The 22737-nt window shown below is 52.7% G+C and carries 22 protein-coding genes; 8 read left to right on the forward strand and 14 right to left on the reverse strand.

Translation table 11 applies throughout. From position 1 onward, the window contains the following. Positions 1 to 142: 142 nt before the first annotated feature. Positions 143 to 1597, forward strand: coding sequence for an Hsp70 family protein (locus H924_RS10110; RefSeq protein WP_015651869.1), 1455 nt, complete (start codon positions 143 to 145; stop codon positions 1595 to 1597). Here the strand turns inward: H924_RS10110 and H924_RS10115 are convergent. After that, positions 1594 to 2181 (reverse strand): LOG family protein, encoded by a 588-nt coding sequence (locus H924_RS10115; protein ID WP_015651870.1) that lies wholly within the window; start codon positions 2179 to 2181, stop codon positions 1594 to 1596. The two genes, H924_RS10110 and H924_RS10115, sit on opposite strands and share 4 nt — an antisense overlap. A 9-nt stretch (positions 2182 to 2190) precedes the next feature. Then, positions 2191 to 3162, reverse strand: coding sequence for a malate dehydrogenase (locus tag H924_RS10120; RefSeq protein ID WP_015651871.1), 972 nt, complete (start codon positions 3160 to 3162; stop codon positions 2191 to 2193). A gap of 390 nt (positions 3163 to 3552) precedes the next feature. Between H924_RS10120 and H924_RS10125 the strand changes: the two genes are divergently transcribed. After that, the gene (locus H924_RS10125) at positions 3553 to 4326 is read left to right on the forward strand and encodes a TetR/AcrR family transcriptional regulator (RefSeq protein WP_015651872.1); all 774 of its coding nucleotides are present in this window, start codon (positions 3553 to 3555) and stop codon (positions 4324 to 4326) included. Positions 4327 to 4347: 21 nt separating this feature from the next. Here H924_RS10125 and H924_RS10130 read toward each other — a convergent pair whose 3' ends face one another. Beyond that, positions 4348 to 5280: an AEC family transporter gene (locus tag H924_RS10130; RefSeq protein ID WP_015651873.1), complete on the reverse strand. Its 933-nt coding sequence runs from the start codon at positions 5278 to 5280 to the stop codon at positions 4348 to 4350. Beyond that, the gene (gene clpX / locus H924_RS10135; RefSeq protein WP_015651874.1) at positions 5281 to 6564 is read right to left on the reverse strand and encodes an ATP-dependent Clp protease ATP-binding subunit ClpX; all 1284 of its coding nucleotides are present in this window, start codon (positions 6562 to 6564) and stop codon (positions 5281 to 5283) included. It abuts the gene before it with no gap. 144 nt (positions 6565 to 6708) lie between these two features. Here clpX and H924_RS10140 point away from each other — a divergent pair, with 144 nt between their 5' ends. After that, complete coding sequence (locus H924_RS10140) at positions 6709 to 7818, forward strand: SGNH/GDSL hydrolase family protein (protein ID WP_015651875.1); 1110 nt, start codon at positions 6709 to 6711, stop codon at positions 7816 to 7818. Here H924_RS10140 and H924_RS10145 read toward each other — a convergent pair. Beyond that, positions 7815 to 8453, reverse strand: a complete 639-nt coding sequence (locus H924_RS10145; protein ID WP_015651876.1) for a CoA transferase subunit B — start codon at positions 8451 to 8453, stop codon at positions 7815 to 7817. The genes H924_RS10140 and H924_RS10145 overlap by 4 nt on opposite strands. Then, complete coding sequence (locus H924_RS10150) at positions 8453 to 9196, reverse strand: CoA transferase subunit A (RefSeq protein ID WP_029703698.1); 744 nt, start codon at positions 9194 to 9196, stop codon at positions 8453 to 8455. The genes H924_RS10145 and H924_RS10150 overlap by 1 nt, the downstream gene beginning before the upstream one ends. Before the next feature lie 70 nt (positions 9197 to 9266). Here H924_RS10150 and H924_RS10155 point away from each other — a divergent pair, with 70 nt between their 5' ends. From H924_RS10155 to H924_RS10170, 4 genes are read left to right on the forward strand one after another with little or no spacing between them, the layout of a single operon-like run. Then, positions 9267 to 10034 carry an IclR family transcriptional regulator domain-containing protein gene (locus H924_RS10155; protein ID WP_015651878.1) on the forward strand — a complete coding sequence of 256 codons (768 nt, stop codon included), beginning with the start codon at positions 9267 to 9269 and terminating at the stop codon, positions 10032 to 10034. A 23-nt stretch (positions 10035 to 10057) separates the two neighbouring features. Then, entirely contained in the window at positions 10058 to 11290 is a 1233-nt protein-coding gene (locus H924_RS10160) for an acetyl-CoA C-acetyltransferase (RefSeq protein WP_015651879.1), read from the forward strand. Positions 11291 to 11293: 3 nt separating this feature from the next. Next, positions 11294 to 12046 carry a 3-oxoadipate enol-lactonase gene (gene pcaD / locus H924_RS10165; RefSeq protein ID WP_015651880.1) on the forward strand — a complete coding sequence of 251 codons (753 nt, stop codon included), beginning with the start codon at positions 11294 to 11296 and terminating at the stop codon, positions 12044 to 12046. Between the two features lie 10 nt (positions 12047 to 12056). After that, positions 12057 to 14147, forward strand: a complete 2091-nt coding sequence (locus tag H924_RS10170) for a helix-turn-helix domain-containing protein (protein ID WP_015651881.1) — start codon at positions 12057 to 12059, stop codon at positions 14145 to 14147. Here H924_RS10170 and pcaC read toward each other — a convergent pair. From pcaC to catA, 8 genes are all read right to left on the reverse strand, one after another. After that, a complete protein-coding gene (gene pcaC, locus H924_RS10175) occupies positions 14136 to 14507 on the reverse strand; it encodes a 4-carboxymuconolactone decarboxylase (protein WP_015651882.1) in 372 nt (123 codons plus the stop codon). The two genes, H924_RS10170 and pcaC, sit on opposite strands and share 12 nt — an antisense overlap. After that, positions 14507 to 15589 carry a 3-carboxy-cis,cis-muconate cycloisomerase gene (gene pcaB, locus H924_RS10180; RefSeq protein WP_015651883.1) on the reverse strand — a complete coding sequence of 361 codons (1083 nt, stop codon included), beginning with the start codon at positions 15587 to 15589 and terminating at the stop codon, positions 14507 to 14509. The genes pcaC and pcaB overlap by 1 nt, the downstream gene beginning before the upstream one ends. Continuing rightward, complete coding sequence (gene pcaG / locus H924_RS10185) at positions 15586 to 16200, reverse strand: protocatechuate 3,4-dioxygenase subunit alpha (RefSeq protein WP_015651884.1); 615 nt, start codon at positions 16198 to 16200, stop codon at positions 15586 to 15588. Before pcaG ends, pcaB begins: the two co-directional genes overlap by 4 nt. An 11-nt stretch (positions 16201 to 16211) precedes the next feature. Further along, the gene (pcaH, locus tag H924_RS10190; protein WP_015651885.1) at positions 16212 to 16904 is read right to left on the reverse strand and encodes a protocatechuate 3,4-dioxygenase subunit beta; all 693 of its coding nucleotides are present in this window, start codon (positions 16902 to 16904) and stop codon (positions 16212 to 16214) included. A gap of 158 nt (positions 16905 to 17062) precedes the next feature. Further along, on the reverse strand, positions 17063 to 18223 hold the full coding sequence (locus H924_RS10195) for an HNH endonuclease signature motif containing protein (protein ID WP_015651886.1): 1161 nt from the start codon (positions 18221 to 18223) through the stop codon (positions 17063 to 17065). Between the two features lie 160 nt (positions 18224 to 18383). Continuing rightward, complete coding sequence (gene catC / locus H924_RS10200) at positions 18384 to 18677, reverse strand: muconolactone Delta-isomerase (RefSeq protein ID WP_015651887.1); 294 nt, start codon at positions 18675 to 18677, stop codon at positions 18384 to 18386. Positions 18678 to 18693: 16 nt separating this feature from the next. After that, entirely contained in the window at positions 18694 to 19815 is a 1122-nt protein-coding gene (locus H924_RS10205; protein ID WP_015651888.1) for a muconate/chloromuconate family cycloisomerase, read from the reverse strand. A gap of 84 nt (positions 19816 to 19899) precedes the next feature. After that, positions 19900 to 20757: a catechol 1,2-dioxygenase gene (gene catA, locus H924_RS10210; RefSeq protein ID WP_015651889.1), complete on the reverse strand. Its 858-nt coding sequence runs from the start codon at positions 20755 to 20757 to the stop codon at positions 19900 to 19902. A 463-nt stretch (positions 20758 to 21220) separates the two neighbouring features. Between catA and benA the strand changes: the two genes are divergently transcribed. Then, a complete protein-coding gene (gene benA / locus H924_RS10215) occupies positions 21221 to 22714 on the forward strand; it encodes a benzoate 1,2-dioxygenase large subunit (protein WP_015651890.1) in 1494 nt (497 codons plus the stop codon). The last annotated feature ends 23 nt before the right edge of the window (positions 22715 to 22737 follow it).

Here is a 22737-nt window from a genome sequence, read left to right on the forward strand (position 1 = left end):
TAACTGATTTGTAACCTTAATAACTTTCCAATCATATCGTGTGGGAACTCACACTTTTTGAAATTCGGGAATATTTTTAAACCCCTGGGACACCCCACATTCTTTCCCTGCGCTATAAAAAAATCCTGCTAGGGTCAAATGCATGCGATTTGGAATCGACGTCGGAACGACGCGCACTATTGTGGCAGTTGTCGACCGCGGAAACTATCCAATTGTCAACGTCGAAGATGCACTAGGTGATGCTCATGAATTCATCCCCTCTGTTGCAGCTCTTGATGGGGCAGAAATCAAGGCTGGCTGGGACGCCGTGACGCTGGGTACCGACCATCCCACCTTCACCCGTTCTTTTAAAAGGATCATGTCCGAGCCTTCGATAACCAGCCAGACCCGAGTGCAGCTTGGTGAGCACAGTCGCAGCCTTGGCGAAGTCTTAAGAGCACATGCCGATACTGTGGTGGCAGCAATTAAGAGCTATCAAGCTCAAAGTAGTGACACCTCGGAGATCGAAGCGGTGCTCGGTGTACCAGCTAATGCGCACAGTGCCCAGCGTCTCCTCACCCTCTCGGCGTTTAGCGAAGCAGGTATTAAGGTCTTGGGTCTCATTAATGAGCCCAGCGCTGCCGCTTTTGAATACACCCACCGCCATGCCAATACGCTTAATTCCAAGCGTCAATCAATTGTCGTTTATGACCTCGGTGGCGGTACCTTCGATGCCAGCCTCATCCGTATCGACGGCACCAGCCACGAGGTGATTTCCTCGCTGGGTATTTCCCGCCTGGGCGGCGATGATTTTGATGAGGCGCTGGCCAAGTGCGCCCTCAAGGCCGCCGGGCGCGAGAACGACGCCTTCGGCTCCCGGGCTAAAACCAAGCTTTTCGACGAAGCCCGCACTGCCAAGGAAGCCCTGGTCCCACAATCCAGAAGATTGGTTTTGGATCTTGGTGATCAAGATGTGCGCATCCCCGTGGCTGATTTTTATCAGGAAATCACTCCGCTGATTGAACAGTCTTTGTCAATCATGGATCCGCTCATTGGCACTGAAGATCTTAAAGACTCTGATATCGCAGGCATTTATTTGGTGGGCGGTGCCTCTGCCCTTCCACTAGTGCCTCGTATGCTGCGCGAACGCTTTGGACGTCGAGTCCACCGCTCACCTTATCCTTCCGGTTCTACAGCTGTGGGTCTTGCCATTGCTGCCGATCCATCCTCTGGATTCCACCTTAAAGATCGCGTGGCGCGGGGCATTGGCGTTTTCCGTGAATTTGATTCTGGCCGAGCAGTTAGCTTTGATCCGCTTATTGCTCCCGATGCTGATCGTTCCACGGTAGCCAAGCGAAATTATCGAGCTGCGCACAATGTGGGCTGGTTCCGTTTTGTGGAATACTCAACCGTTCACGCCGATGGCAGCCCTGGCGATATTTCATTGCTCAGCGAGGTGAAGATTCCTTTTGATGCCTCCATTTCAGATGTGGATAACACTCCAATTCAGAAATTTGCAGGTCCAGAAGTAGAAGAAACCATCACCGTAAACGATGATGGCGTAGCTTCAATTCAAATTAAGGTACTAGGCGGAGTAACCGTCGAGCACACTATCTAGTTCCACTTGGGAGCTGGTGGATTCCAGGCTCGCATGGCATTAAGCAGGTCATGTGGGTCTGATTCCACAATGAGGGATTCAAAGAAATCTCGCTTAATAAACCCACGCTGGGTCATTTGCTCAAGCATTTCCAATAGCGGTTGCCAAAAGCCATCCACATCATAAAGAGCGACAGGCTTTTGATGGAATCCCAGCTGCTGCCAGGTCCAGATCTCAAAAAGTTCCTCCAAGGTACCGGCACCACCGGGCATGGCAATAAAGCCATCTCCGAGTTCAGACATCCGTGCTTTGCGGCTGTGCATATCGGGCACAACTTCCAAACGAGTTAGTCCACTGTGGCCTAGTTCTTTTTCCATAAGGGATTCTGGGATGACACCTAAAACCTCGCCGCCCTCGGCGAGGAAAGCATCAGCCACAACTCCCATGAGTCCAACTTTGCCGCCGCCATAAACCAGACCGATGTCTTGAGCTACGGCTGCGGTGGCCAAACTCTGGGCAGCCAGGGAATAAACTGCAGTGCTGCCAAGAGCTGAGCCAGTAAAGACGGTTACATGATTAAGGATGCGGGGTTCGTCGAAAAGCACCCTTAAAGTCTAGAGCAGGTGGCTGACAGCCTCGCGCTCGGCCTGGAGCTCTGCAACGTTGGCGTTGATGCGCTCGCGTTGCCAGTCAGAGATCTCCAACCCTTCGACAATTTCCCACTCGCCATTGCGCGCAATGGTGGGAAGACCCACGATAATGCCCTCTGGAATGCCATAAGCGCCGGTAGAAGGCACTGCGGCAGATGCCCATTTTTCGGTTCCCTGCACCCAATCACGCATATGATCAACGGCAGAGGAAGCTGCGGAGGCAGCAGAAGACTTGCCACGCACCTCAATAATTTCGGCGCCACGGTTAGCTACGCGTGGAATGAATTCATTGCGGTACCACTCCTGATCAACAAGATCGCTGACCTTTTCTCCGCCCACGGTGGCGTAGGAAATATCGGGGAACTGTGTTGCTGAGTGGTTGCCCCATACCACGAGGTTTTCAAATTCTGCAGCACCGCGACCCAGCTTGGAGGCCAGCTGAGAGATCGCACGGTTGTGATCAAGACGCATCATGGCGTTAAAGCGAGACGCTGGAACATCAGGAGCTGCAGCGGAAGCAATCAAGGCATTGGTATTGGCTGGGTTACCAACAACCAGGACGCGAATATCGTCAGCGGCGTGGTCATTGATGGCCTTGCCCTGTGGTCCGAAGATCTTGCCATTATTGGCCAGCAAATCGGCGCGCTCTTCGCCCTTGCCACGCGGTTTTGCGCCAACCAGGAAGGCTGCGTTGGCACCATTGAAAGCTTCATTTGCATCGGCAGTGACAATGATATTGGAGAGCAGAGGCAGGGCGGAATCCTGCAATTCCATTGCCACGCCTTCGGCACCGCCGAGGGCTACGGGAATTTCCAAGAGACTTAAGGAAACTGGCGTTTCTGGTCCAAAGACTTCGCCATTAGCGATACGCCACAGGAGGGAATAAGCAATCTGTCCGGCGGCTCCGGTAACGACGACTTTTTTGGGGGAATTCATCAACTATCCTCAATCTTTCTCTTAAAACCTTATGGTTTTAGCGATTCTGATGCGATCTCTGCCGACTTAGATTTCCCACGTCTGCTCGACCACTAAAGCCCATGCTATAGGTGCACTGAGTTTCATACCACCGAATTGAAGGTCTGCTGGCTCACTTAGAATCGAATTTGCTCCAACCCGCTCTTACCCCCGTAGCGCCCAATTATGTACCCCTTATGAGGGAAATTTCTTCGCAGATTCACTTTATAGTGCGAGAAACGAGCATTTTGGAAAGAAATCGGGCACCATTTGTTATTGTGGATTGGGTTTTATTGAATGGTATGACCTAAAATTCCTTTTTCATACATATAGCTTCTACCATTCGTTACCTGAAAGGATTTTTGATCGATCATGCCATCCCTAGATCGTGATGCTGAAAACCCGCGTTTCGACGGTAACGACCTTACCGACTCCGAAACCACTGCAACGCCAGACAAGGTAATTGCTACTGCACTTGAGTTCTTCGCCGAAGAAGGCTTCACCGAAACCAAGCTCGAGAAGATCGCCAAGGCATCGGGTATGTCCAAACGCATGATTCACTATCACTTTGGCGACAAAATGGGTCTGTATACCAAGACCGTATCCTATGCACTGCAGCTGATTCGCCCCGATGCAGAGTCAATGCAGCTTGATTCTGCCGTCCCGGTCGAAGGCGTACGCAAAACGGTCGAGGCTGTTTATACCTGCATCACCAAACACCCAGAAGCAGTCCGCTTGCTGCTGATGGAAAACCTCCACAACTACGGCGGAGTCGAAGCAGCCAAGGCGCTTACCGATAAGTCCAATGTTTTGCTCAATCTGGATAAACTGCTCATGCTCGGCCAAGATGCCGGCGCTTTCCGCCCTGGCATTTCCGCCGAAGACGTTCTAGTACTGATCAGCTCTTTGGCTTATTTCCGTATCTCAAACAAGTCAACCATGCATAACTTGTATGATTTGGACCTATCTTCAGAGATCAATACCGCTGGAATGCAGCGCATTGTAGTTGATACCGTGCTTGCTTTCCTGACGTCAAACCTGCCAAATTCCGGCGCGTCCAGCTACCTCGTTGTCGGTGGTCAAAACACGGAACCCGAAAAGAACGACGCAGTTTATACCTTTAACACCGACGTATTTGAGGATTAAAGCGCTTTTCGACGCAACCCCCTAGCGTCCGAAAATCGCAGCAATCCCCAACATGGCAAACAATGCCAAAAAGGTAGTTAAAAACACCGTATCGCGAGCGAGAATTTCTCCTTTGCGATACGTTGCTGCATAGTTGTACACATTCTGCGCAGTTGGCAAAGCCGCCAAAATTACAGCTGCATAAAGCAGATCTCCCTCAAGCCCAAAAGCCTTGGCAATGAGCCACGCGATGGCGGGCATTCCCACAATCTTGATTGCAGTAGCTGTAATAACTCCGGCACGATCAGGTATCGAGGAAAGCACATTGGTGGATGGCAAGGAAGCACCAAAGCTCATCAGGATCAGTGGGATCGAGGCACCTCCCAAAATAGTGGCTGGTTCCATCACTGCTGTTGGAATTTTTATTCCACTCAAACACACAATTAATCCCGCAATGGAGGCCAACACAATGGGACTTAATAGTGAGCCTCTAATGGCTGCCCAAACTTTGGCGCCTCTTGAGCCAGCACCATCTCCGGAAGTTAAAGCAGCCAGAATCAAAGGCGCAAAAATAACCATTTGCATCACCAAAACTGGTGCCACATATGCTCCGGTTCCCAGCACATAGATGGAAACCGGCAGTCCAATATTATTGGAATTTACATAAGCCGAGGCAGCTGCACCTGTAGCAGTTGTCGCTACATCTTTTTTAAAGAAGATGGCAGAAATTATGCAATATAGTGCCGCGGTGGCAGCAGTGGCCAAGAAGGTCACCACAATTACCGGGGAGAGCAGCTCTGCGGGATCCGATTTTGCAACCACGGTAAAAAGCAGTGCTGGTGTTGCTGCATAAAAGGCAATGCGGTTGAGCACTAACCGTTGGCGGTCATCGGCAATTACACCGGTCTTGGCCAGAATCAGGCCAATGGCAATGACGCTGAGAATAATGGCAAAGCCGGTTATGATGCCCGCCATTTAGGCGGTTTTTTCTTCAGCTACCGATTCCAGCATCTCAGGCTCAGCTTCGCCACGAGCCACCGCGCCGGTGATAATAACCTCTGCCACATCATCACGATCAGGCAGGTCATACATAATCGGAACCAAAATTTCTTCCATGATGGCGCGCAGACCGCGAGCACCTGTCTTGCGTTCCAGAGCCTGATCAGCAATAGCTTCCAACGCATCGTCACTGAAGGTCAGCAGCGCATTATCCATCTCAAAGAGACGCTGATACTGCTTTACCAAGGAGTTGCGTGGTTCAGTAAGTACCTTGACCAAGGACTTTTGATCCAGGTTGGATACGGTGGCAACAACAGGCAGACGGCCAATGAATTCTGGAATCAACCCAAATTTCACCAGGTCCTCAGGGCGCACATCCTTGAAGATGTCAACAATATTGGCTTCTTCCTTCTTGGAATGAACCTCAACACCAAAGCCCAGGCTCTTCTTGCCATTGCGGTCTGCAATAACCTTTTCCAGACCAGAGAAGGCACCAGCAACAATAAAGAGAATGTTGGTGGTATCTAACTGAATGAAATCCTGGTTGGGGTGCTTGCGGCCACCTTGTGGTGGAATAGCGGCGACAGTGCCTTCCAAAATTTTCAGCAGGGCTTGCTGCACACCTTCGCCGGAGACATCGCGGGTAATGGATGGATTTTCCGACTTGCGGGAGATCTTATCTACCTCATCGATGTAGATAATGCCACGCTGTGCACGTTCCACATCAAAATCGGCAGCCTGCAGAAGCTTAAGCAAAATATTTTCTACGTCTTCGCCAACATAACCAGCCTCGGTAAGGGAGGTGGCATCAGCAATTGCAAATGGCACATCAAGCAGCTTAGCCAGGGTTTGCGCTAGGTAGGTCTTACCCGATCCGGTAGGTCCGAGCATAAGGATATTGGACTTAACCAACTCTGCCTCATCCTCGTCCTTGCGCCGACGTCCACCAATTTGTTCGCTGGCACGCAAACGCTTGTAGTGGTTGTACACAGCCACCGACAAAATGCGCTTAGCCTGGTCCTGGCCAATCACGTACTTGTCGAGGAAAGCAGAGATTTGTGAAGGCTTAGGCAGCTCACTGCGCTCTTCATCGTGGCCTTGAGCCTGACCGAGCTCCTCTTCAATGATCTCATTGCATAGCTCAATGCACTCATCGCAGATATATACTGCTCCGCCCGCGATGAGCTTTTTCACCTGCTTCTGGCTTTTGCCACAAAATGAGCATTTGAGCAGATCGGCGCTTTCCTGCATACGTGCCATAAGAGTCTTCAGACCCGCTTCCACAATTGAAAAGTTTTATTACTTACAACTCTAACCAACATTATTGGCAAGGGGTTGTTCTATCCTAGCGCTTATTTATTGCTCCACGCAGTTTGTGCAGTGCATTAACGTAGCATCTAATTCATGCAACATTATAGTGTCACTCCAAATTTCATCCACGGCGCCATCGAGTTAGAAGTCACAGACCGCGGCCTAGTCCCCCACCGTTTGCCGGCGCAGATTAGAAAGCAATTTCCGGATCCGCAATTAATGGCCATGGAACGCCAGCCCTCCGGAGTCCGCATAATTCTGCGCACCTCCGCCCAAAATATCACCCTGGAAACCTGCCACAGCCGTCTCATTTACCTCGACTCGGGGCGCCCGTCCGGGCGCATAGATGTGCTTATCGACGAAAAACTGCAGCTTTCTGAGCACACTACTGGCGGAACTAGCACAGAAGTAAATTTCATGAGTGGCGAGACCACCCAAAAAACCGAGGGCAATCACCTGTGTTCAGTAACTGATTTAGCTCCCACTGAAAAACGCGTGGAATTTTGGCTGCCTTATAACGAAGAAGTTGAAATTATTGCCATCCACGCAGACGCTCCCATTGCGCCCGTAGCACCCGGGACACGTTGGATTAATTACGGAAGCTCAATCAGCCAAGGATCCAATGCGGCTTCCCCAAGCCGGATTTGGCCTGCCTTGGTAGCTCAAGAAAAGCAATTGGATCTGCTCAATCTTGGTTTTGGTGGCAGTGCCATGTTGGATCCTTTTATGGCTCGGCTCATCCGTGATCAACAAGCCGATGTAATTTCGCTAGAGGTAGGCATCAACATTGTTAATAGTGATGCCATGCGTTTGCGCACCTTTAATGCCGCGCTGCACGGATTCTTAGACACAATTAGAGAAGGCCACCCCACCACTCCGATTTATGTGATCTCGCCTTTCTACTGCGAAATTCACGAGCAAAACCCTGGACCTGGCGCCTTTGATACCAGTTCTTTTGGCAGTGGCCAGATTCGATTTATCGCTCCCGAAAAAGATACCTCCAATGGTCGTTTGACCTTGGAGGTAGTGAGAACTGCAGTGCAGGACATTCTAGACAACCGCGCCGATGAAAATTTGCACCTTATTAATGGTGCAGAAATCTTTTCTGCCGCCGATGCGGCAGTGCATCCGCTGCCGGATAACCTGCACCCGGACGCGGCCAGCCATGAAATCATCAGTGGCCGCGTCGCAAAGCACTTTTAGGCTTTTACTTTAAAGGGAGCTTCGGTAATCTCGCGGAGCTCTTCGACGGTGACGCCATCAGCGCACTCAACGAGGGTGAGGCCTTCAACAGGATCAACATCAAAAACAGCGTGGGTGGTCACGATCATGTCCACGCACTTTGCGCCGGTCAGTGGCAGGCGGCAAGCCTCAAGGATCTTAGGCTCGCCCTTCTTGGTCACGTGATCGGTCATGGCGATGATCTTGGATGCGCCGTGGACCAGGTCCATTGCACCGCCCATGCCCTTAACCAGCTTGCCGGGGATCATCCAGTTGGCGAGGTCACCAAACTGTGAAACCTCCATAACACCAAGCACAGCCACGTCAACGGACTTGGAACGAATCATGGCGAAGGAATCAGAGGAGGAAAAGTAGGAAGCACCTGGATTAACCGTGATGGTTTCCTTGCCGGCGTTGATCAGCTCAGGATCAAGTTCCTCTTCGGTTGGATAAGGTCCAACGCCCAATACGCCATTTTCGGAGTGCAAAATAACCTCAAGGCCTTCTGGAACATATCCAGGAATGAGGGTTGGCATGCCGATGCCGAGGTTTACGTACTGTCCATCTTTAAGCTCTTTGGCTACGCGAGCAGCCATTTGATTGTGATCCCAAGTCATTACTTAGACACCGTCCTGTTTTCGATACCGGTTTCCTGTGGGCCAACGTGGACCACGCGGTTGACATAGATGCCCGGAAGATCAACATCTTCGGGATCAAGTTCGTCGACCAGGTGTTCAACCTGGGCGATGGTAATTTTTCCGCTCATAGCAGCATCTGGGTTGAAGTTCTGTGCAGTCTTACGGAAAACCAAGTTGCCAAAGCGGTCAGCCTTGTGTGCGTGAACCAAGGCGAAGTCAGCGCGGATTCCCTCTTCGAGGACATAGAGCTGACCATTAAATTCGCGGGTTTCCTTGGGCTTAGACACGATTGCCACGGTGCCATCGGTGTTGTAACGCTGTGGTAAGCCACCCTCTGCAACCTGAGTTCCCACACCTGCGGTAGTGAAAAATGCTGGAATACCAGCGCCACCTGCGCGCAGACGTTCTGCCAAAGTGCCTTGTGGGGTGAATTCCACGGTGAGCTCGCCTTCAAGGTACTGGCGGGCATATTCCTTGTTGGAACCGAGGTAGGAGCCAATGGACTTGGAGATCTTCTTGTCCTGCAGCAGCAAGCCGAGGCCAAAGCCATCGGTGCCGAGGTTATTGGAGATGATCGTCAAATCGCCAGCGCCTTGTTCACGCAGAGCTTCGATGAGCAGAGTTGGAATACCGACGAGACCGAATCCGCCAACGGCGATGGAAGCGCCATCTGGGATATCAGCCACTGCTTCGGCAGTGGATGCGAGTGTCTTGTTAATCATGAAGAACATGCTAACGTAATGTTCATCATATGCACAAGAGTTCGCAATACGAACAAAAGGAGTGGTGGTGATGACTGGAAACTCACCAGATTTCGTACAATCTTTTGCGCGCGGTCTCTCAGTAATTCGCAGCTTCAGCGCAGAAGCGCCGGCCCAAACCCTGTCGGACGTAGCGACCCGCACCGGACTCTCACGCGCCACTGCCCGTCGCTTTCTTCACACCCTCACCGACCTGGGATATGCAGTGAATGTGGATTCCAGATTTCAACTCACGCCACGGGTGTTAGAACTTGGAACCAGCTATCTATCTGCACTAACACTGCCTGCCATCGCCCAACCACGGCTGGAAGTACTCTCCCGCCAGGTCGGCGAATCTAGCTCCATGTCTGTGCTCGAGGGTGCCGATATCATCTACGTCTCGCGTGTGCCCGTGCGCCGAATCATGACAGTTAATATCACCATCGGCACTAAATTTCCGGCTTATGCCACTTCCATGGGCCGGGTACTTTTAGCCGGATTAAGTGAAGCCGAGCTGGAAGAAACCCTGGCAGCGTCGCCTCCACAGCAATTAACCACTCGGTCATTGTTCACAGTTCAACAAGTCCGAGAAGAGGTTGCAGCCACCCGTGAAAGGGGGTGGGCATTGGTAGACCAGGAATTGGAGCCAGGCCTACGATCGTTGGCAGCTCCAATCACTGGGCCCGATGGAGAAGTGGTCGCGGCAATCAACATTTCCACCCAATCCGCTTCCCATGCTGTGGAAGATATTCGCCGAGTTGTGCTGCCTCAGCTCCTCGAAACAGCACGGGCAATCTCCACCGACTTATCAGCTCTTTAAAACACACCTCGAAAGGTATTTTCATGTCCGAGAACCCACAAGACATCGTCATTTGCTCCCCACTACGCACCCCAGTTGGTGCTTATGGCGGATCCTTCACCAAGGTTCCAGTCCAGGAACTAGCTACCACCGTAATCAATGCCATCGTTGACGCCACCGGACTCACCGGCGACGACGTTGATGATCTGATCTTGGGCCAGGCTTCCCCTAATGGTGCAGCTCCAGCCTTGGGCCGTGTTGTTGCCCTCGATTCCAAGCTTGGCCAAAACGTTCCTGGCCTGCAGCTTGATCGTCGCTGTGGATCCGGCCTGCAGGCAATTGTTACTGCAGCAGCTCACGTTGCCACCGGCGCAGCTGACATCATCATCGCAGGTGGTGCTGAGTCCATGAGCCGCACTGAATTCACCGTTTCCGGTGATATCCGTTGGGGTGTTAAAGGTGGAGATATGCAGATGCGCGATCGTCTGGCCGAGGCTCGTGAGTCCGCCGGTGGAGTGAACCACCCAATTCCTGGCGGCATGATTGAAACCGCTGAGAACCTGCGCCGCGAATACGGCATTTCCCGTGAAGAGCAGGATGCACTTTCCGCAGCTTCCCAGCAGCGTTGGGGCAAAGCTGCTGATGCTGGGCTTTTCGACGCGGAGATCGTGCCAGTTACTGTTCCTGCCAAGCGTCGCGGCCAGGAGCCAACCATCGTGTCTCGTGATGAGCACGGTCGTCCAGATACCACCGTCGAAAAGCTTGCTGCACTGCGCCCAATTATGGGCCGCCAGGACGCAGAAGCCACCGTTACCGCAGGTAACGCTTCCGGCCAGAATGACGGCGCTGCTGCAGTGGTGGTTACCACCCGCGCCAAGGCTGCGGAAAAGGGCCTGACCCCAATGATGCGCCTGGTTAGCTGGTCTGTTGCTGCTGTTCCTCCAGAGACCATGGGTATTGGACCAGTGCCTGCCACCAAGAAGGCTTTGGAGCGTGCCGGACTTACCCTTGATGACATGGGTTCCATCGAGCTCAACGAAGCTTTTGCTGCGCAGGCACTGTCCGTGCTGCGCGAATGGGGAATCTCTTGGGAAGATGAGCGCCTGAACCCACTGGGCTCCGGCATTTCCATGGGTCACCCAGTCGGCGCTACCGGTGCTCGCATGGTTGTCACCTTGGCACACCGCATGCAGCGCGAAGATTCCCAGTACGGTCTGGCCACCATGTGCATCGGTGGCGGCCAGGGCTTGGCAGCAATCTTTGAAAAGGAGAACTAAAACATGGCGATTTTGCATAGCGTTTCCTATGGAACCGGTACTCCGCTCGTTTTTATTGGCTCCCTAGGTTCCACCACCGATATGTGGTTGCCACAGCTCGACGCACTGCACAAGGATTTCCGCGTTATCGCAGTTGACCACCGCGGACATGGCCTTTCCGAGGTCATCCACCAGACCCCTACGGTGGCAGATTTGGCCGAGGATGTGCTGGAGACCCTCGATTCTCTAGGCGTAGAGGAGTTTGGCGTTGTTGGTTTGTCCCTCGGCGGAGCGGTTGCACAGTACCTCGCTGCTACTTCCCCCCGGGTAACCAAGGCTGCATTTATTTGCACCGCTGCAAAGTTTGGTGAGCCCCAAGGCTGGTACGACCGGGCCGCTGCCACTCGCGAAAACGGCACCGCATCCCTCGCCGAAGCTGTTATCGAGCGTTGGTTCTCTCCAATTTGGTTGGAAAATAACCCAGCATCACGCGACCACTTTGAAGCAATGGTGGCTAGCACTCCTTCCGAGGGTTATGCACTGTGCTGCGAAGCACTCGCCACCTGGGATTTTAGCGATCGCCTCCAGGAGATCACCGTTCCGGTACTCACCATCGCCGGCGCTGATGATCCTTCTACCCCACCTGCAACCTTGCAGATTATTGCCGATGGTGTTGCTGGTGAATCCACCGCAAAGGTGCTTTCCCCGGCGGCGCACGTACCAACCATTGAGCAACCTGCCGAGGTCACTGCACTGCTAGCTGCACACTTCGCTTAATCTAAAGTGCATGCTTAGCACCAGTCTCCTGCCCCGCCGTCAGTTACTTTTGCGACGTCTTCTCGCTGAGTTCACCACTGATAAGCGGGGCAGGTTTTTGGTTGTTACCGGCCCACAGGGTGTCAACAAAGAGCATTTCATCCGTGAACTAGCTGCTGAGCTGGGCGAATTTGAAGTTATTCATGCCTTGCGCAGCACCCCAAAACTTCCTATCGTGGTGGCAGATGAAGTCCATTTGGCCAACCCTGAGGACCTAAAAACTGCCCTAGACCTGGTACATGGCCAAGGTCTTATGGTGTTGGCAACTGTGCCACACCGCATAGATGGCGCTACCGATGTGCTGGCATTACCACCATTAACAGTGGCCGAAACCGCCGCGCTCGCCCGCCAAATTGTCGGACATTGCACCCCGACCACCGCCCACCGTCTACATGACGCTGCGGGTGGGTTGCCCCAACTAATCAGGGAGCTTCTCGACGCACACCCCATCGATCATTGGTCCAGCGATCGCCCGAGTATCGCCATTCCAGAGCATTGGAAAACCTCGGTAAACATTAAGGATCCAGTGCTGCGTCAGGTTGCCTCGCATCCATTTTTTGAGGGTTGTCCTTTGGGAGATCTTGCTGCCGATGACTTAGTTGATGCTGGAACTTTAAGTTTTGAAGACGGCACCCTGAGATTTGTGCACCCCGCAGAACGCAGCTTGGTAAAAGCTTTTACGCCACCTTCCCAAAGCATCTCTAGGTCCGAATGGGAAACCACCCAAGCGGGCGTCGCAAAGCTTATTAGGGCTGGTGACCTCCCCCTTGCCCGGCTGCATGTAGCGGCACTTCCTCTTGAGGAAGCTCCGGAGGAGCGCGCCTATTTGGCGCTTTATGAGGGCCGCGATTTTGCGCATTCCCTCCCATCTTCCCCGCTGACGGCTTTTCATGGTTTAGCAAGTTGGAACCCAGCGGCTTTGCATGGGGTTAATCCCACTTTTGATATGTTTGTGCAGGCTTTGGAATCTGGCTCCTATAGCCCGGCGCCTTATCCTGAAGCGGTACGTGATCAGCAGATTCATGATCTGCTCAGTGGCTGGTTAGCGCTGGTTTATGATGATCCACTAACCGCCAAAAAGCTGCTCTCGCGGCGGCGTACTGGCGATTCTGAATTATTAAGTTTGTGGCAAACCGCCTTTTTGGCGCGTGCGCATTATGTGCTTGGTGAATTCCACGATGCTGCCGCGGTTGTGGAACGTGGCCTGGCAACAGGTGATCGTACTGGCGCCTCCCTCATGGAACCGGTGCATTTGTGGACCGGAGCCCAAGTAGCAGCGATGACCGGGCGCCAAGAATTAGCGCACCACTATCTCCAAAGGCTGACTGTGCCGGAGGATAGCTTTTTGATTCAGAAACTTTCCGCTGCGATGGGCAAATTAATTACTGCCTCGATGACCTCGGATACTCGTGCAGCAGCACTTGCTGGCGAAAGAATGGCAGCTATCGTTTACACCACCAATACCCAGCAGCCAGGATTTTGGCCGTGGGAAGATATGTATGCACTTTCGCTGATTCGTAATGGCCGTATTGATGCTGCAGCTGCCGTCATGGATGGCATTCCCGAATCCACTATTCCTTCTTTAAGAGCCCGTAATCTGGTTCCGCAGGCCAATATCCAAATCCAAAGAGGTGCCACGGCGCGCGGTGTAAAAATGCTCTCCGAGGCAGTTGATGCCATTACCTCGGTAAATATGCCAGCCTATGAAGCGCGCATTCTCTTTGAATATGGATTGGTGTTGCGCCGCATGGGGCGCCGCAGCCAAGCTTCTGAGATGTTTACCCGAGCTGAGGAAGTCTTTTTGGCCATGGGAGCTGTGAGTTTGGCAGCGCGTTGTGCCGGCGAAAAGAAGGTAGCAGGTGTGGGCCAGCGCCGTTCTGCGCAGGGCTTAACTCCGCAGGAAGAACAGATCACCGCCCTGGTTTTGGATGGCTGCTCCAATCAAGAAGTAGCCCGTGAGCTGTCCCTTTCGGCAAAAACCGTGGAATATCACCTGACCCGGGTATATAAGAAGTTCTCGGTATCTTCCCGTGCGGAGTTGCGCTCCCTCTTACTCAGCTAGCTCCTGCACGGCCTTATTGAGCAGCTTAAATCCGTGGTTGGAGTTAGGTACGCCCGCATAAACTGCGGTGTGCAAGATGACCTCGCCGATAGTCTCCTGGTCCACCCCGGCGCGCAATGCTGCCCGAATATGCATATCCAGTTCCCCATCATTTCCTACCGCAGTAAGAATGGCAATGGTCAGCAAACGGCGCTGAGTGTGATCCAATCCTGGCCGTTCCCAGATATCCCCCCAGGCAGTGCGTGTGATGAAGTCCTGAAACTTTTCCGTCACCTCAGTGGTATTTGCCACCGCCTTATCTACATGCGCATCACCCAAAACCGCACGCCGATTCTTCATTCCCGCTTCAAAACGATCCATTATTTCTCCCTCTCATAAATCACCAGCGCCCGCGCCGCCAGCTCGGCGGCGTGCCCGGTTTCCCCGCTTACGCGGCTGGCCATAACTTCAACGTTGACGATAATCCCATTAATGCTTTTCGATGCGCGACTGACCGCCGCGTGGGTTACTGCTGCGAGCTCGCGGGCAGTCGCCCACTCCGCATGCCAACTGCCAGTGCCTCTTTGCAAGCGACAATCCAAAGCATCAAATAGTGTGGCGACAAGACCCGGCGCGCGCCTGGCATAACCATCACAGGCAATTGCGGCTGCCGGATTCGCCTTATGAGGCATCGCAGAACTGCCGCCGGGTGACTGTTCCCGCAGCTCACCGACCTCTGATTGGGAGTAAAAAACGATATCTCCGGCAATTTTCCGCACTACTCCGGCGGCAGTGGCGAGGGCTGCTGCAATCTCCGTGATCGGAGTGCGATCGGAATGCCACACCCAACCGGGATCGCTGAGATTTAATTCGTGGGCAAGCTTGCTTTGGATGTCCCAGCCATGTGGGTACACCGCCGCCATATTTCCGCTCGCCCCACCATAAGACACTGGAAATTCCAGCAGCTTAAGTTTGCGCTTGGCATTAAGCACTGCCATGAGCCAGCCCGCGGTGATCGCACCAAAGGTAGTAGCCGTAGCGATTTGGCCTAGGGTTCTTCCCATAATGGGAGTTTCTGCATGATCTGAGGTGAGCTGCGCTAAATCCTGAGCGAGTTCTCCAAGGTTGGCGATGATCTCCATTGTGGCATCCCGCAGACACAACATAATTGCAGAATCAATAATGTCCTGGCTGGTAGCGCCGGGGTGGATCCCTTCTGGATTAATCGCTTTAAGATCTGCCACCAGCGGAATGAGCGGATTTCCACCTTCTGCTGCCCGGAGCGACAGGTCTGCCACGTCCAAGACATAGGATTTGATGGTTTCTGCAGCTGGAGATTCAGGCGCAGCGACGCGAGATAATGCAGCTTCAACGACCAGCAGATTTCCTAGAAACGCCTCGTCGGAAAGCATATCTAGGGTTTTTCCGCTGCCCGCCAGGTCAGAATAGAGTGAACGTGTCATAGGCCAAAGAAAGGGGTCTCGTTCGATTCTGCCTGTACCACGATATCAAAGCGGAAACCTGCATCCGTCTTCTTAGCGATAAGCAACTCTCGACGTTCTGCGGGCACTGCCTGAAGCACTGGATCATTACTTAGATCTGTGCCGGGCAAATAGGCGCGGGTATATAGACGCTCTAGGATTCCTCGTGCAAACAACCCAATCTTGAAATGCGGCGCTTCATCTTCAAAAGCCCCAGGCACTAAGGTGATAAAAGTTGCTTCGCCCGCAGGATTGGCCATTGCACGTCCCAAGCCACGGAAGCCCTCCACAGTTGCAGGCTTAATACGGTATGGATCTAGGTCAGAATTGTGCACTCCATCTGGCCCTGCCTGCCACAGCTCAAACATAGCGTCAGAGATTGGATCTCCGTTGCCATCGACGGCGGAAACTGTGAGCTCAATTGCTCCTTCAGTGCCCGGTTCGACTACATTTTCTGCGCCTTCAAGAGTTAGACCAATGTGCACATAAGGGCCAACGGTTTGAGATGGGGTGATTCCAAACTCTGCATCGTTTTGGTCCACGATGGTGGTTTGCGCGTAGCGGAACTCGCCGTTTTTTCCAGTATCAATCATGTTTTATCCCTTTACTCAAACGGAGTGGCGTTGCGGCCACGAAGGACAATGTCGAACTTATAACCAAGGGCAAAGTTCTCGCGGGTTTCGTCATAGTCAAAGGTGGCGATCATGCGTTCACGAGCACCAGCAGGAACTGCGTTATAAATAGGATCCTGGAAAAATAGTGGATCGTTTGGGAAATACATCTGAGTAACCAGTCGCTCAGTGAATTGGCGTCCATACAAAGAGAAGTGGATATGAGCTGGCCGCCAGGCATTGTGGTGGTTGCCCCATGGATAATTACCGGGCATCACAGTCCAAAAATGATAATGGCCGTCTTTGTCGGTGAGGGTACGAGCAACTCCGTTAAAATGCGGATCCAGCGGCGCCGGCCAGGAATCATTCTTGTGACGGTAGCGGCCTGCGGCGTTGGCTTGCCATGCCTCCACCAAGGTATGTGGAACAGGTTTGCCATCAAATCCCAGTACTCGGCCATGCACAAAAATACGCTGACCAATGGCCTCGCCACCATTGACGCGGGTCATGTCATTATCAATATCCCCTAAGTCACGGTCGCCAAATACTGGTCCTGTGGACTCGCCGAGGCGACTGGGGACCATGATGAGGTCGTTGCTTGGATTGCGCTTAATGGTGGTTCGGTACTCCGGGAAGTGCAAAGGAGCAAAGTCATCTCCGGTTGGGGCGAAGTGTGGAATCTCCATGAGAGGCCTTTCTACTGTAGTGATATGCATCTCAAAGTAGGTGTTAATGAGTGCTGTGACAACCTGTTCACATTGCGAACTAGTCAGCCCCTCCCAAGGATTACGCAACCAGCACAAACTAGAACACCCAGGGGTTAACCAGGGGTGTGCATAAGGGATTACTCTCCCTCCCTCTCCAATGAACTGCGCAGACGCTTCAAGCTAGCTTCCATACGATCAGCCAGAGTCTGACCCCACTTACCAGTTGGCATTTCTTGCGCCAACGGCCCACTAGGTTCAGTGACTACCGGCCGATTGCACGGTCCGATCCACGTCACCCAGCCCATGGCATCAATAGTCGCCTTAATCCTCTTGTCTGTTTTCATATTGTGGTGATGTGCACATAAACACTGGAGGTTCCACATCACCGTGAGCCCACCTTCCCCAAAGGGGATCACATGGTCAATCTGGCAATTCTGGGCCAATACCGTACACCCAGGATGTCGGCAGGTTCCATCCCTGACCATGACATAAAGTTTAAGCAAAGGACTTGGGGTATAGCCCTTTTCAACCCGGGTAGCAACATCATCCATTTCAATAGTGTGCGTTGCCATATCACCCAAAAGCGCAGACTCTTCCTGCGATAGAAATCCAGCACCCGGCAACCATGACACTCCCCCAACCAGTGGGGTAAAGAGATGTTCCACGATCTTTACTTCGGTCTTCCGATCCAGGAAATCCACCAAGGCATCAGCCAAATTACCACCTTTAACCCTTATCTTTTCCAAGACCTTTTGAAAGCGCTGACCAGTAACTGCATCAAAATCCCCACTAAAATATGTACGCCCCTCACTGTGGCGAAATACCAATGAACGGTCTTGCCCACTGAGCCCTTTCTTTTTGCCAGTAAAGGTGGGATCCAACTCTTTAATCCACCTGGTAATTAGCCCTGCCATCGCCGAAGCTTCCATTAGAATCTGCCCTGGAACTCGCGGACTCAGGCGCTCTGCGATACGTAGATCAAGCTCTGGCCACAGCTCCTCCTCCGCTTGTTTTACAGCTTGCATAATGCGTGCAAGGTAGGGAATGCGGATATGGAAATGAGTTTCCACCACCACCCGCAAAGCAGGAAGGCTTTTTAGAGCCCAAACTCCATCGATCGCCTGAGCGATAAAGCGTTTTGATTCTCCGGTAACGGACTTAAGTTCCATCATCAAGGAACTAGCATCCACTGATGGATCATCAATTAGAAGACACCAGCGCTGGATTTCCATTTGCGCTAGTTGGAAGTTAATTTTGCTTTCTGAACAGCTTGGATCTTGGTGTGAAAAGTACGCCATTCTTGACGCCCCCTAAGTTCAATTCCCCAGATTGATTACTATCACTAATCCTACTTCCCTATCGCTACACAAACAAGAGTTCTAACAAACAAATGTTCTAATTTTAAGCAAAATGAAAACCGCATCCCTCAGGCAGGGGAATGCGGTTTAGTTGAAGAATCTAGCCCTTAAGGTAGTACTCCAACGCATTTGGATGCTTTGCTAGCGCAGTAATTTTTACATTCATGTACTTAAACATGGGGAAACCGCTCAAGATAGCGTGCAATTCATCATGATCATCAACATCAAAGATGGAGTAGTTGGCATATTCCCCAACAACTCGCCAGATAGCCTTCATGATTCCACGAGACTGCAGGTCTGCAGAATAAGCCTTTTCCTTAACCTGGAAATCGGCCATAACCTCGGGATCCATGGAGTCCGGGAAAACTACGTCCATACGTGCCAAAAACAGCATTTAAACCTCCTTAAAATTACTTGCGGGTATAGAAGTTAACCTTATCCAGGTCAATATCGACGCCTAGGCCTGGACCTTGTGGGATTGCAACTTGACCATCTTTGTACTCAAACTCTTGAACCACATAGGTGTCCTTGAGTAGCTGCGGCCCAAAAAGCTCGGTGCCATAGGAAATAGCCTTAGTTGCAGCAGCAAATTGCAAAGACGCAGCAGTACCAATTGGGCCTTCAAGACTAGTTGCACCATGGCAAGCAAGGCCACCTGCTTCAGCAATGGCAGCGATTTTCTTAGATTCCAGAAGTCCACCATGCTTAGTGGTCTTCAGTGCAATAACGTCAGCTGCCTGAGCTTTTACCACTGCCAATGCTTCAGCTGGGGTCCATACGGACTCATCAGCCATCACAGAAACGTTGGTGCGGCGGGTGATCTCACGCAGAGTCTCAAGGTCATCGGCAGGGGTAGGCTGCTCAAAAAGTTCAACGCCAGCCTCAGCCAGGATTGGCAGGTACTGCAATGCGGTACGACGATCCCAACGTGCGTTGATATCAATACGAATGGACACCTTATCGCCCACCTCGCGGGTCAATTCTGCAACTCGGCGAGTATCTTCAGCCGGATCGCCGGCACCCATCTTGAGCTTGAAAGACTTGTTGCCAAATTCTTCAATGCGCTCCTCGATTTCCGCAACGGCAACGTCCAAAGGCAGAACGCCCAGCGCCCAGGTCACGTCAACCTTGTCGCGCACAGTGCCACCAAGCAGGTCCCGAACTGGAATATCAAGGGTGCGCGCCCAGGCATCGTGCATTGCGACGTCGACCGCTGCCTTTGCGTAACGGCCGCGCGCGACTACGCGCTCCAGGTCCGCCATGATCCCTGCAAGCTCAGAGACCCTACGACCCTGTAGCACTGGGGCGAGGTAGCCGTCGACAAGCGCTTTCATGGTTTCTACCGACTCGCCGCCCCACCACGGACCACCCGGGACAACGCCTTCGCCATAGCCAATAATGCCGTTTTCTAGGTGCACGGAGACGAGCAGAATGTGCTGCTCGGTGGAGACAGTGGTGGCAAAGCCGTGCGGGCGAATGAGGGGAACGTCAAGAATTCGGGATTCTACTTTTACAATTTTTAGACCAGACATAGATTCTTTCCTTTACGTATGAAAAGTCCCGTCACCATTAAGGTGAACGGGACTCTAGTTTATCGGGCAGAAATCAACGGAAGATTAGTCTTCCTTGTCCAGCACGAATGGGTAGGTGACGTGGTTGCCGTCTTCAGCTACGGACGGGTTCAGGATGAGCTCTGGCTTAACAGCGGTTGCAACGTCGTTCTCCACGTACTCGCCACCGTCGAAGTAAAGCTGGGTGGTGATGGTGCGGTAGCCAGGTTGGGAAACGCGCAGGTGGAGGTGAGCTGGACGCCATGGGTGTCCACCGTAGGATTCGATGAACCAGCCGGTTGGGCCGTCGTGAGGAATCTTGTAAGGAGCAGGCTGCAGGGTCTTGATGTTGTAGCGACCCTCTTCGTCGGTGACGATGGTGCCACGGAGGTTCCACTCAGGAAGACCTGGTGCGAACTGAGAGTAGAAACCATCCTCATCTGCGTGCCAGAGTTCGATCTCAGCGCCGCCGAGGCCGTTGCCCTCGAGGTCAGTAACCTGGCCCTCAAAGAAGAGTGGGGTGCAAGCCTTGTCCTTGTCACGCATTGGCATTTCGCCGTTCCAAGGAAGCTTAGGGGAGTTCTGTACGTAGTAAGGGCCTTCGATGGAACCCTTGGTGCCGGTGTAATCGTGGCGGTTGTAGTTGATCTCTTCGATCTCGTGCTCAACGAAAACATCGAGCCATAGTGGCCACTCGCCGTATTCTCCGACGTCGATCATCCACTGCTTGAGGACGTTGTACTCCTCGTAGGTGACCTCGTGCTTGTGAGCTACCTCAGCGATTGCGGCAAGCAGATCGGTGAAAATCGCATTTGCACGCTCCTTGGAGGTGTCGGAAGAAACGCGATTCGCCTTGAACTTGTCAGTGGCCTTGTTGCCCGAGTCCTGGGCGGTTGGATCGATGTTCTGCTCGACAGAGGTCATGCCATACTCCTAAATACAGAGGGTAATTAAAGGGGGTGGAGATACGTTCAACCCTCGCTAGTGGGGGTGATTTCGAAGCCAGTTTCCAAAAGACCTTCAACGAAGTTTTTCATTGTGATCCGATCAACTGGATAACAACACTGTGGCCTGATTCATGCGATCCGTCAATACCCCTAAAAAGTCATTTAAGCGGTTTTTGATGACATTTTTGTGCAAATTGAACATAAAAATCCTGGTCATTCCACATTTCGAACCCAAAAATACCACCTTGCGAACACAACCCCCCGAACAAACCCTAGAAATTCCCCTAATGTGATTCAGCTCATTCCTCAGGCATTGTTGGTGTTACGCCACCAGAGGGGTTCATTCAATCCCTCAAAAGTCACTTAGCGCTCTAGAGCCAGAACCAAACATGACAGCCGGTTGGCACTCCCTATTCAAAGACAGACCACGGAGGTTTCCAATGTCCACACCAATCGAGAACCTTGATAACGTTCAACAAGTTTTGGACCATGCACTCGAGGACCGCCCAGAAGAGGGTATTGTCCGTGTTAACCGCAACATCTTCACCGACCCAGAGATCTTCGAGCTGGAGATGCGCCACATCTTTGAAGGCAACTGGATTTACCTGGCTCACGAGTCCCAGATCCCTAATCCAGGCGACTACTTCACCACCTATATCGGACGTCAGCCAATCGTTATCACCCGTTCCAAGGACGGCACCCTAAACTGCCTAATCAACGCTTGCTCCCACCGTGGCGCAATGCTTTGCCGTCGCAAGACTGACAACCGCACCACCTTGACCTGCCCATTCCACGGCTGGACCTTCAGCAACGACGGTGCACTTATCAAGGTTAAGGATGAGAAGGAAGGCGCCTACCCAGAGAACTTCCGCCAGGAAGGCTCTCACGATCTGCGTCGCGTCCCTAAGTTCGAGTCCTACCGTGGCTTCCTCTTCGGTTCCCTCAACCCTGACGTTGTTTCCCTCGAGGAGCACCTCGGCGACACCCGCACCGTCATCGACATGCTGGTAGATCAGTCCCCAGAAGGCCTGGAAGTACTACGCGGTTCCTCCACTTACACCTACGACGGAAACTGGAAGCTACAGACCGAAAACGGTGCTGACGGCTACCACGTTTCCTCCACCCACTGGAACTACGCTGCAACCACTTCCCGTCGTGGCACCGGTGAATCCGCCAATGAAACCAAGGCAATGGACGCTGGCACCTGGGGCAAGCAAGGTGGCGGATACTTCTCCTACCCTTACGGCCACATGCTCCTTTGGATGTGGTGGGGCAACCCAGAGGATCGTCCTCTCCACGAGCGCCGCGAAGAGTTCAAGCAGCAGTTCGGTGAAGAAAAGGGCGAGTTCATGGTTGGCGCATCCCGCAACCTTTGCCTCTACCCTAACGTCTACCTGATGGATCAGTTCTCCTCTCAGATCCGTCACTTCCGTCCAATCTCTGTTGATCAGACCGAAGTCACCATCTACTGCATCGCTCCAAAGGGTGAGTCCGCAGAAGCCCGTGCTAACCGTATCCGCCAGTACGAGGACTTCTTCAACGCAACCGGCATGGCAACCCCAGATGACCTGGAAGAGTTCCGCTCTTGCCAGAAGACCTACCAGGCAACTGCATTCCCTTGGAATGACATGACCCGCGGTCTTGGCCACCAGGTTGAGGGTCCAAATGAAGTTGCAAAGGGTCTGGGCATGAACGAAGTTCTCTCCTCCGGCGCTCGTACCGAAGATGAAGGCCTCTACCCAATTCAGCACGCATACTGGCATGAACTGATGCAGGCTGCAGTGAACAAGCAGAGCATCAAGGAAAAAGAGCAGGCTGATGATCTTGCTACCGCAGCAGCAACTGTTGCAGCTGCACACAAGCGCGAAGAAGCAAAGGCTGCAGCCAAGTCTTCTGACGCTGAGCCACGCCGCCGTCGCCGTACCCGCAACTAATCGTCGAAAAGCATCTTTTTAAG

Origin of the sequence: Corynebacterium callunae DSM 20147 (genome assembly GCF_000344785.1) — a bacterium.
In the GTDB taxonomy this organism is placed as follows: Bacteria; Actinomycetota; Actinomycetes; order Mycobacteriales; family Mycobacteriaceae; genus Corynebacterium; species Corynebacterium callunae.

Coding starts and splice junctions, on each gene's coding strand:
- H924_RS10150 (WP_029703698.1), bottom strand. CDS start 9,196: ATGATTAACAAGACACTCGCATCCACTGCCGAAGCAGTGGCTGATATC.
- pcaB (WP_015651883.1), bottom strand. CDS start 15,589: ATGACACGTTCACTCTATTCTGACCTGGCGGGCAGCGGAAAAACCCTA.
- pcaC (WP_015651882.1), bottom strand. CDS start 14,507: ATGGATCGTTTTGAAGCGGGAATGAAGAATCGGCGTGCGGTTTTGGGT.
- catA (WP_015651889.1), bottom strand. CDS start 20,757: ATGACCTCTGTCGAGCAGAACATCGATCCAACCGCCCAGGACTCGGGC.
- pcaD (WP_015651880.1), top strand. CDS start 11,294: ATGGCGATTTTGCATAGCGTTTCCTATGGAACCGGTACTCCGCTCGTT.
- H924_RS10160 (WP_015651879.1), top strand. CDS start 10,058: ATGTCCGAGAACCCACAAGACATCGTCATTTGCTCCCCACTACGCACC.
- H924_RS10195 (WP_015651886.1), bottom strand. CDS start 18,223: ATGGCGTACTTTTCACACCAAGATCCAAGCTGTTCAGAAAGCAAAATT.
- H924_RS10140 (WP_015651875.1), top strand. CDS start 6,709: ATGCAACATTATAGTGTCACTCCAAATTTCATCCACGGCGCCATCGAG.
- H924_RS10130 (WP_015651873.1), bottom strand. CDS start 5,280: ATGGCGGGCATCATAACCGGCTTTGCCATTATTCTCAGCGTCATTGCC.
- benA (WP_015651890.1), top strand. CDS start 21,221: ATGTCCACACCAATCGAGAACCTTGATAACGTTCAACAAGTTTTGGAC.
- catC (WP_015651887.1), bottom strand. CDS start 18,677: ATGCTGTTTTTGGCACGTATGGACGTAGTTTTCCCGGACTCCATGGAT.
- H924_RS10205 (WP_015651888.1), bottom strand. CDS start 19,815: ATGTCTGGTCTAAAAATTGTAAAAGTAGAATCCCGAATTCTTGACGTT.
- H924_RS10120 (WP_015651871.1), bottom strand. CDS start 3,162: ATGAATTCCCCCAAAAAAGTCGTCGTTACCGGAGCCGCCGGACAGATT.
- H924_RS10155 (WP_015651878.1), top strand. CDS start 9,267: ATGACTGGAAACTCACCAGATTTCGTACAATCTTTTGCGCGCGGTCTC.
- pcaH (WP_015651885.1), bottom strand. CDS start 16,904: ATGGAGATTCCACACTTCGCCCCAACCGGAGATGACTTTGCTCCTTTG.
- clpX (WP_015651874.1), bottom strand. CDS start 6,564: ATGGCACGTATGCAGGAAAGCGCCGATCTGCTCAAATGCTCATTTTGT.
- H924_RS10170 (WP_015651881.1), top strand. CDS start 12,057: ATGCTTAGCACCAGTCTCCTGCCCCGCCGTCAGTTACTTTTGCGACGT.
- H924_RS10125 (WP_015651872.1), top strand. CDS start 3,553: ATGCCATCCCTAGATCGTGATGCTGAAAACCCGCGTTTCGACGGTAAC.
- pcaG (WP_015651884.1), bottom strand. CDS start 16,200: ATGATTGATACTGGAAAAAACGGCGAGTTCCGCTACGCGCAAACCACC.
- H924_RS10110 (WP_015651869.1), top strand. CDS start 143: ATGCGATTTGGAATCGACGTCGGAACGACGCGCACTATTGTGGCAGTT.
- H924_RS10145 (WP_015651876.1), bottom strand. CDS start 8,453: ATGACTTGGGATCACAATCAAATGGCTGCTCGCGTAGCCAAAGAGCTT.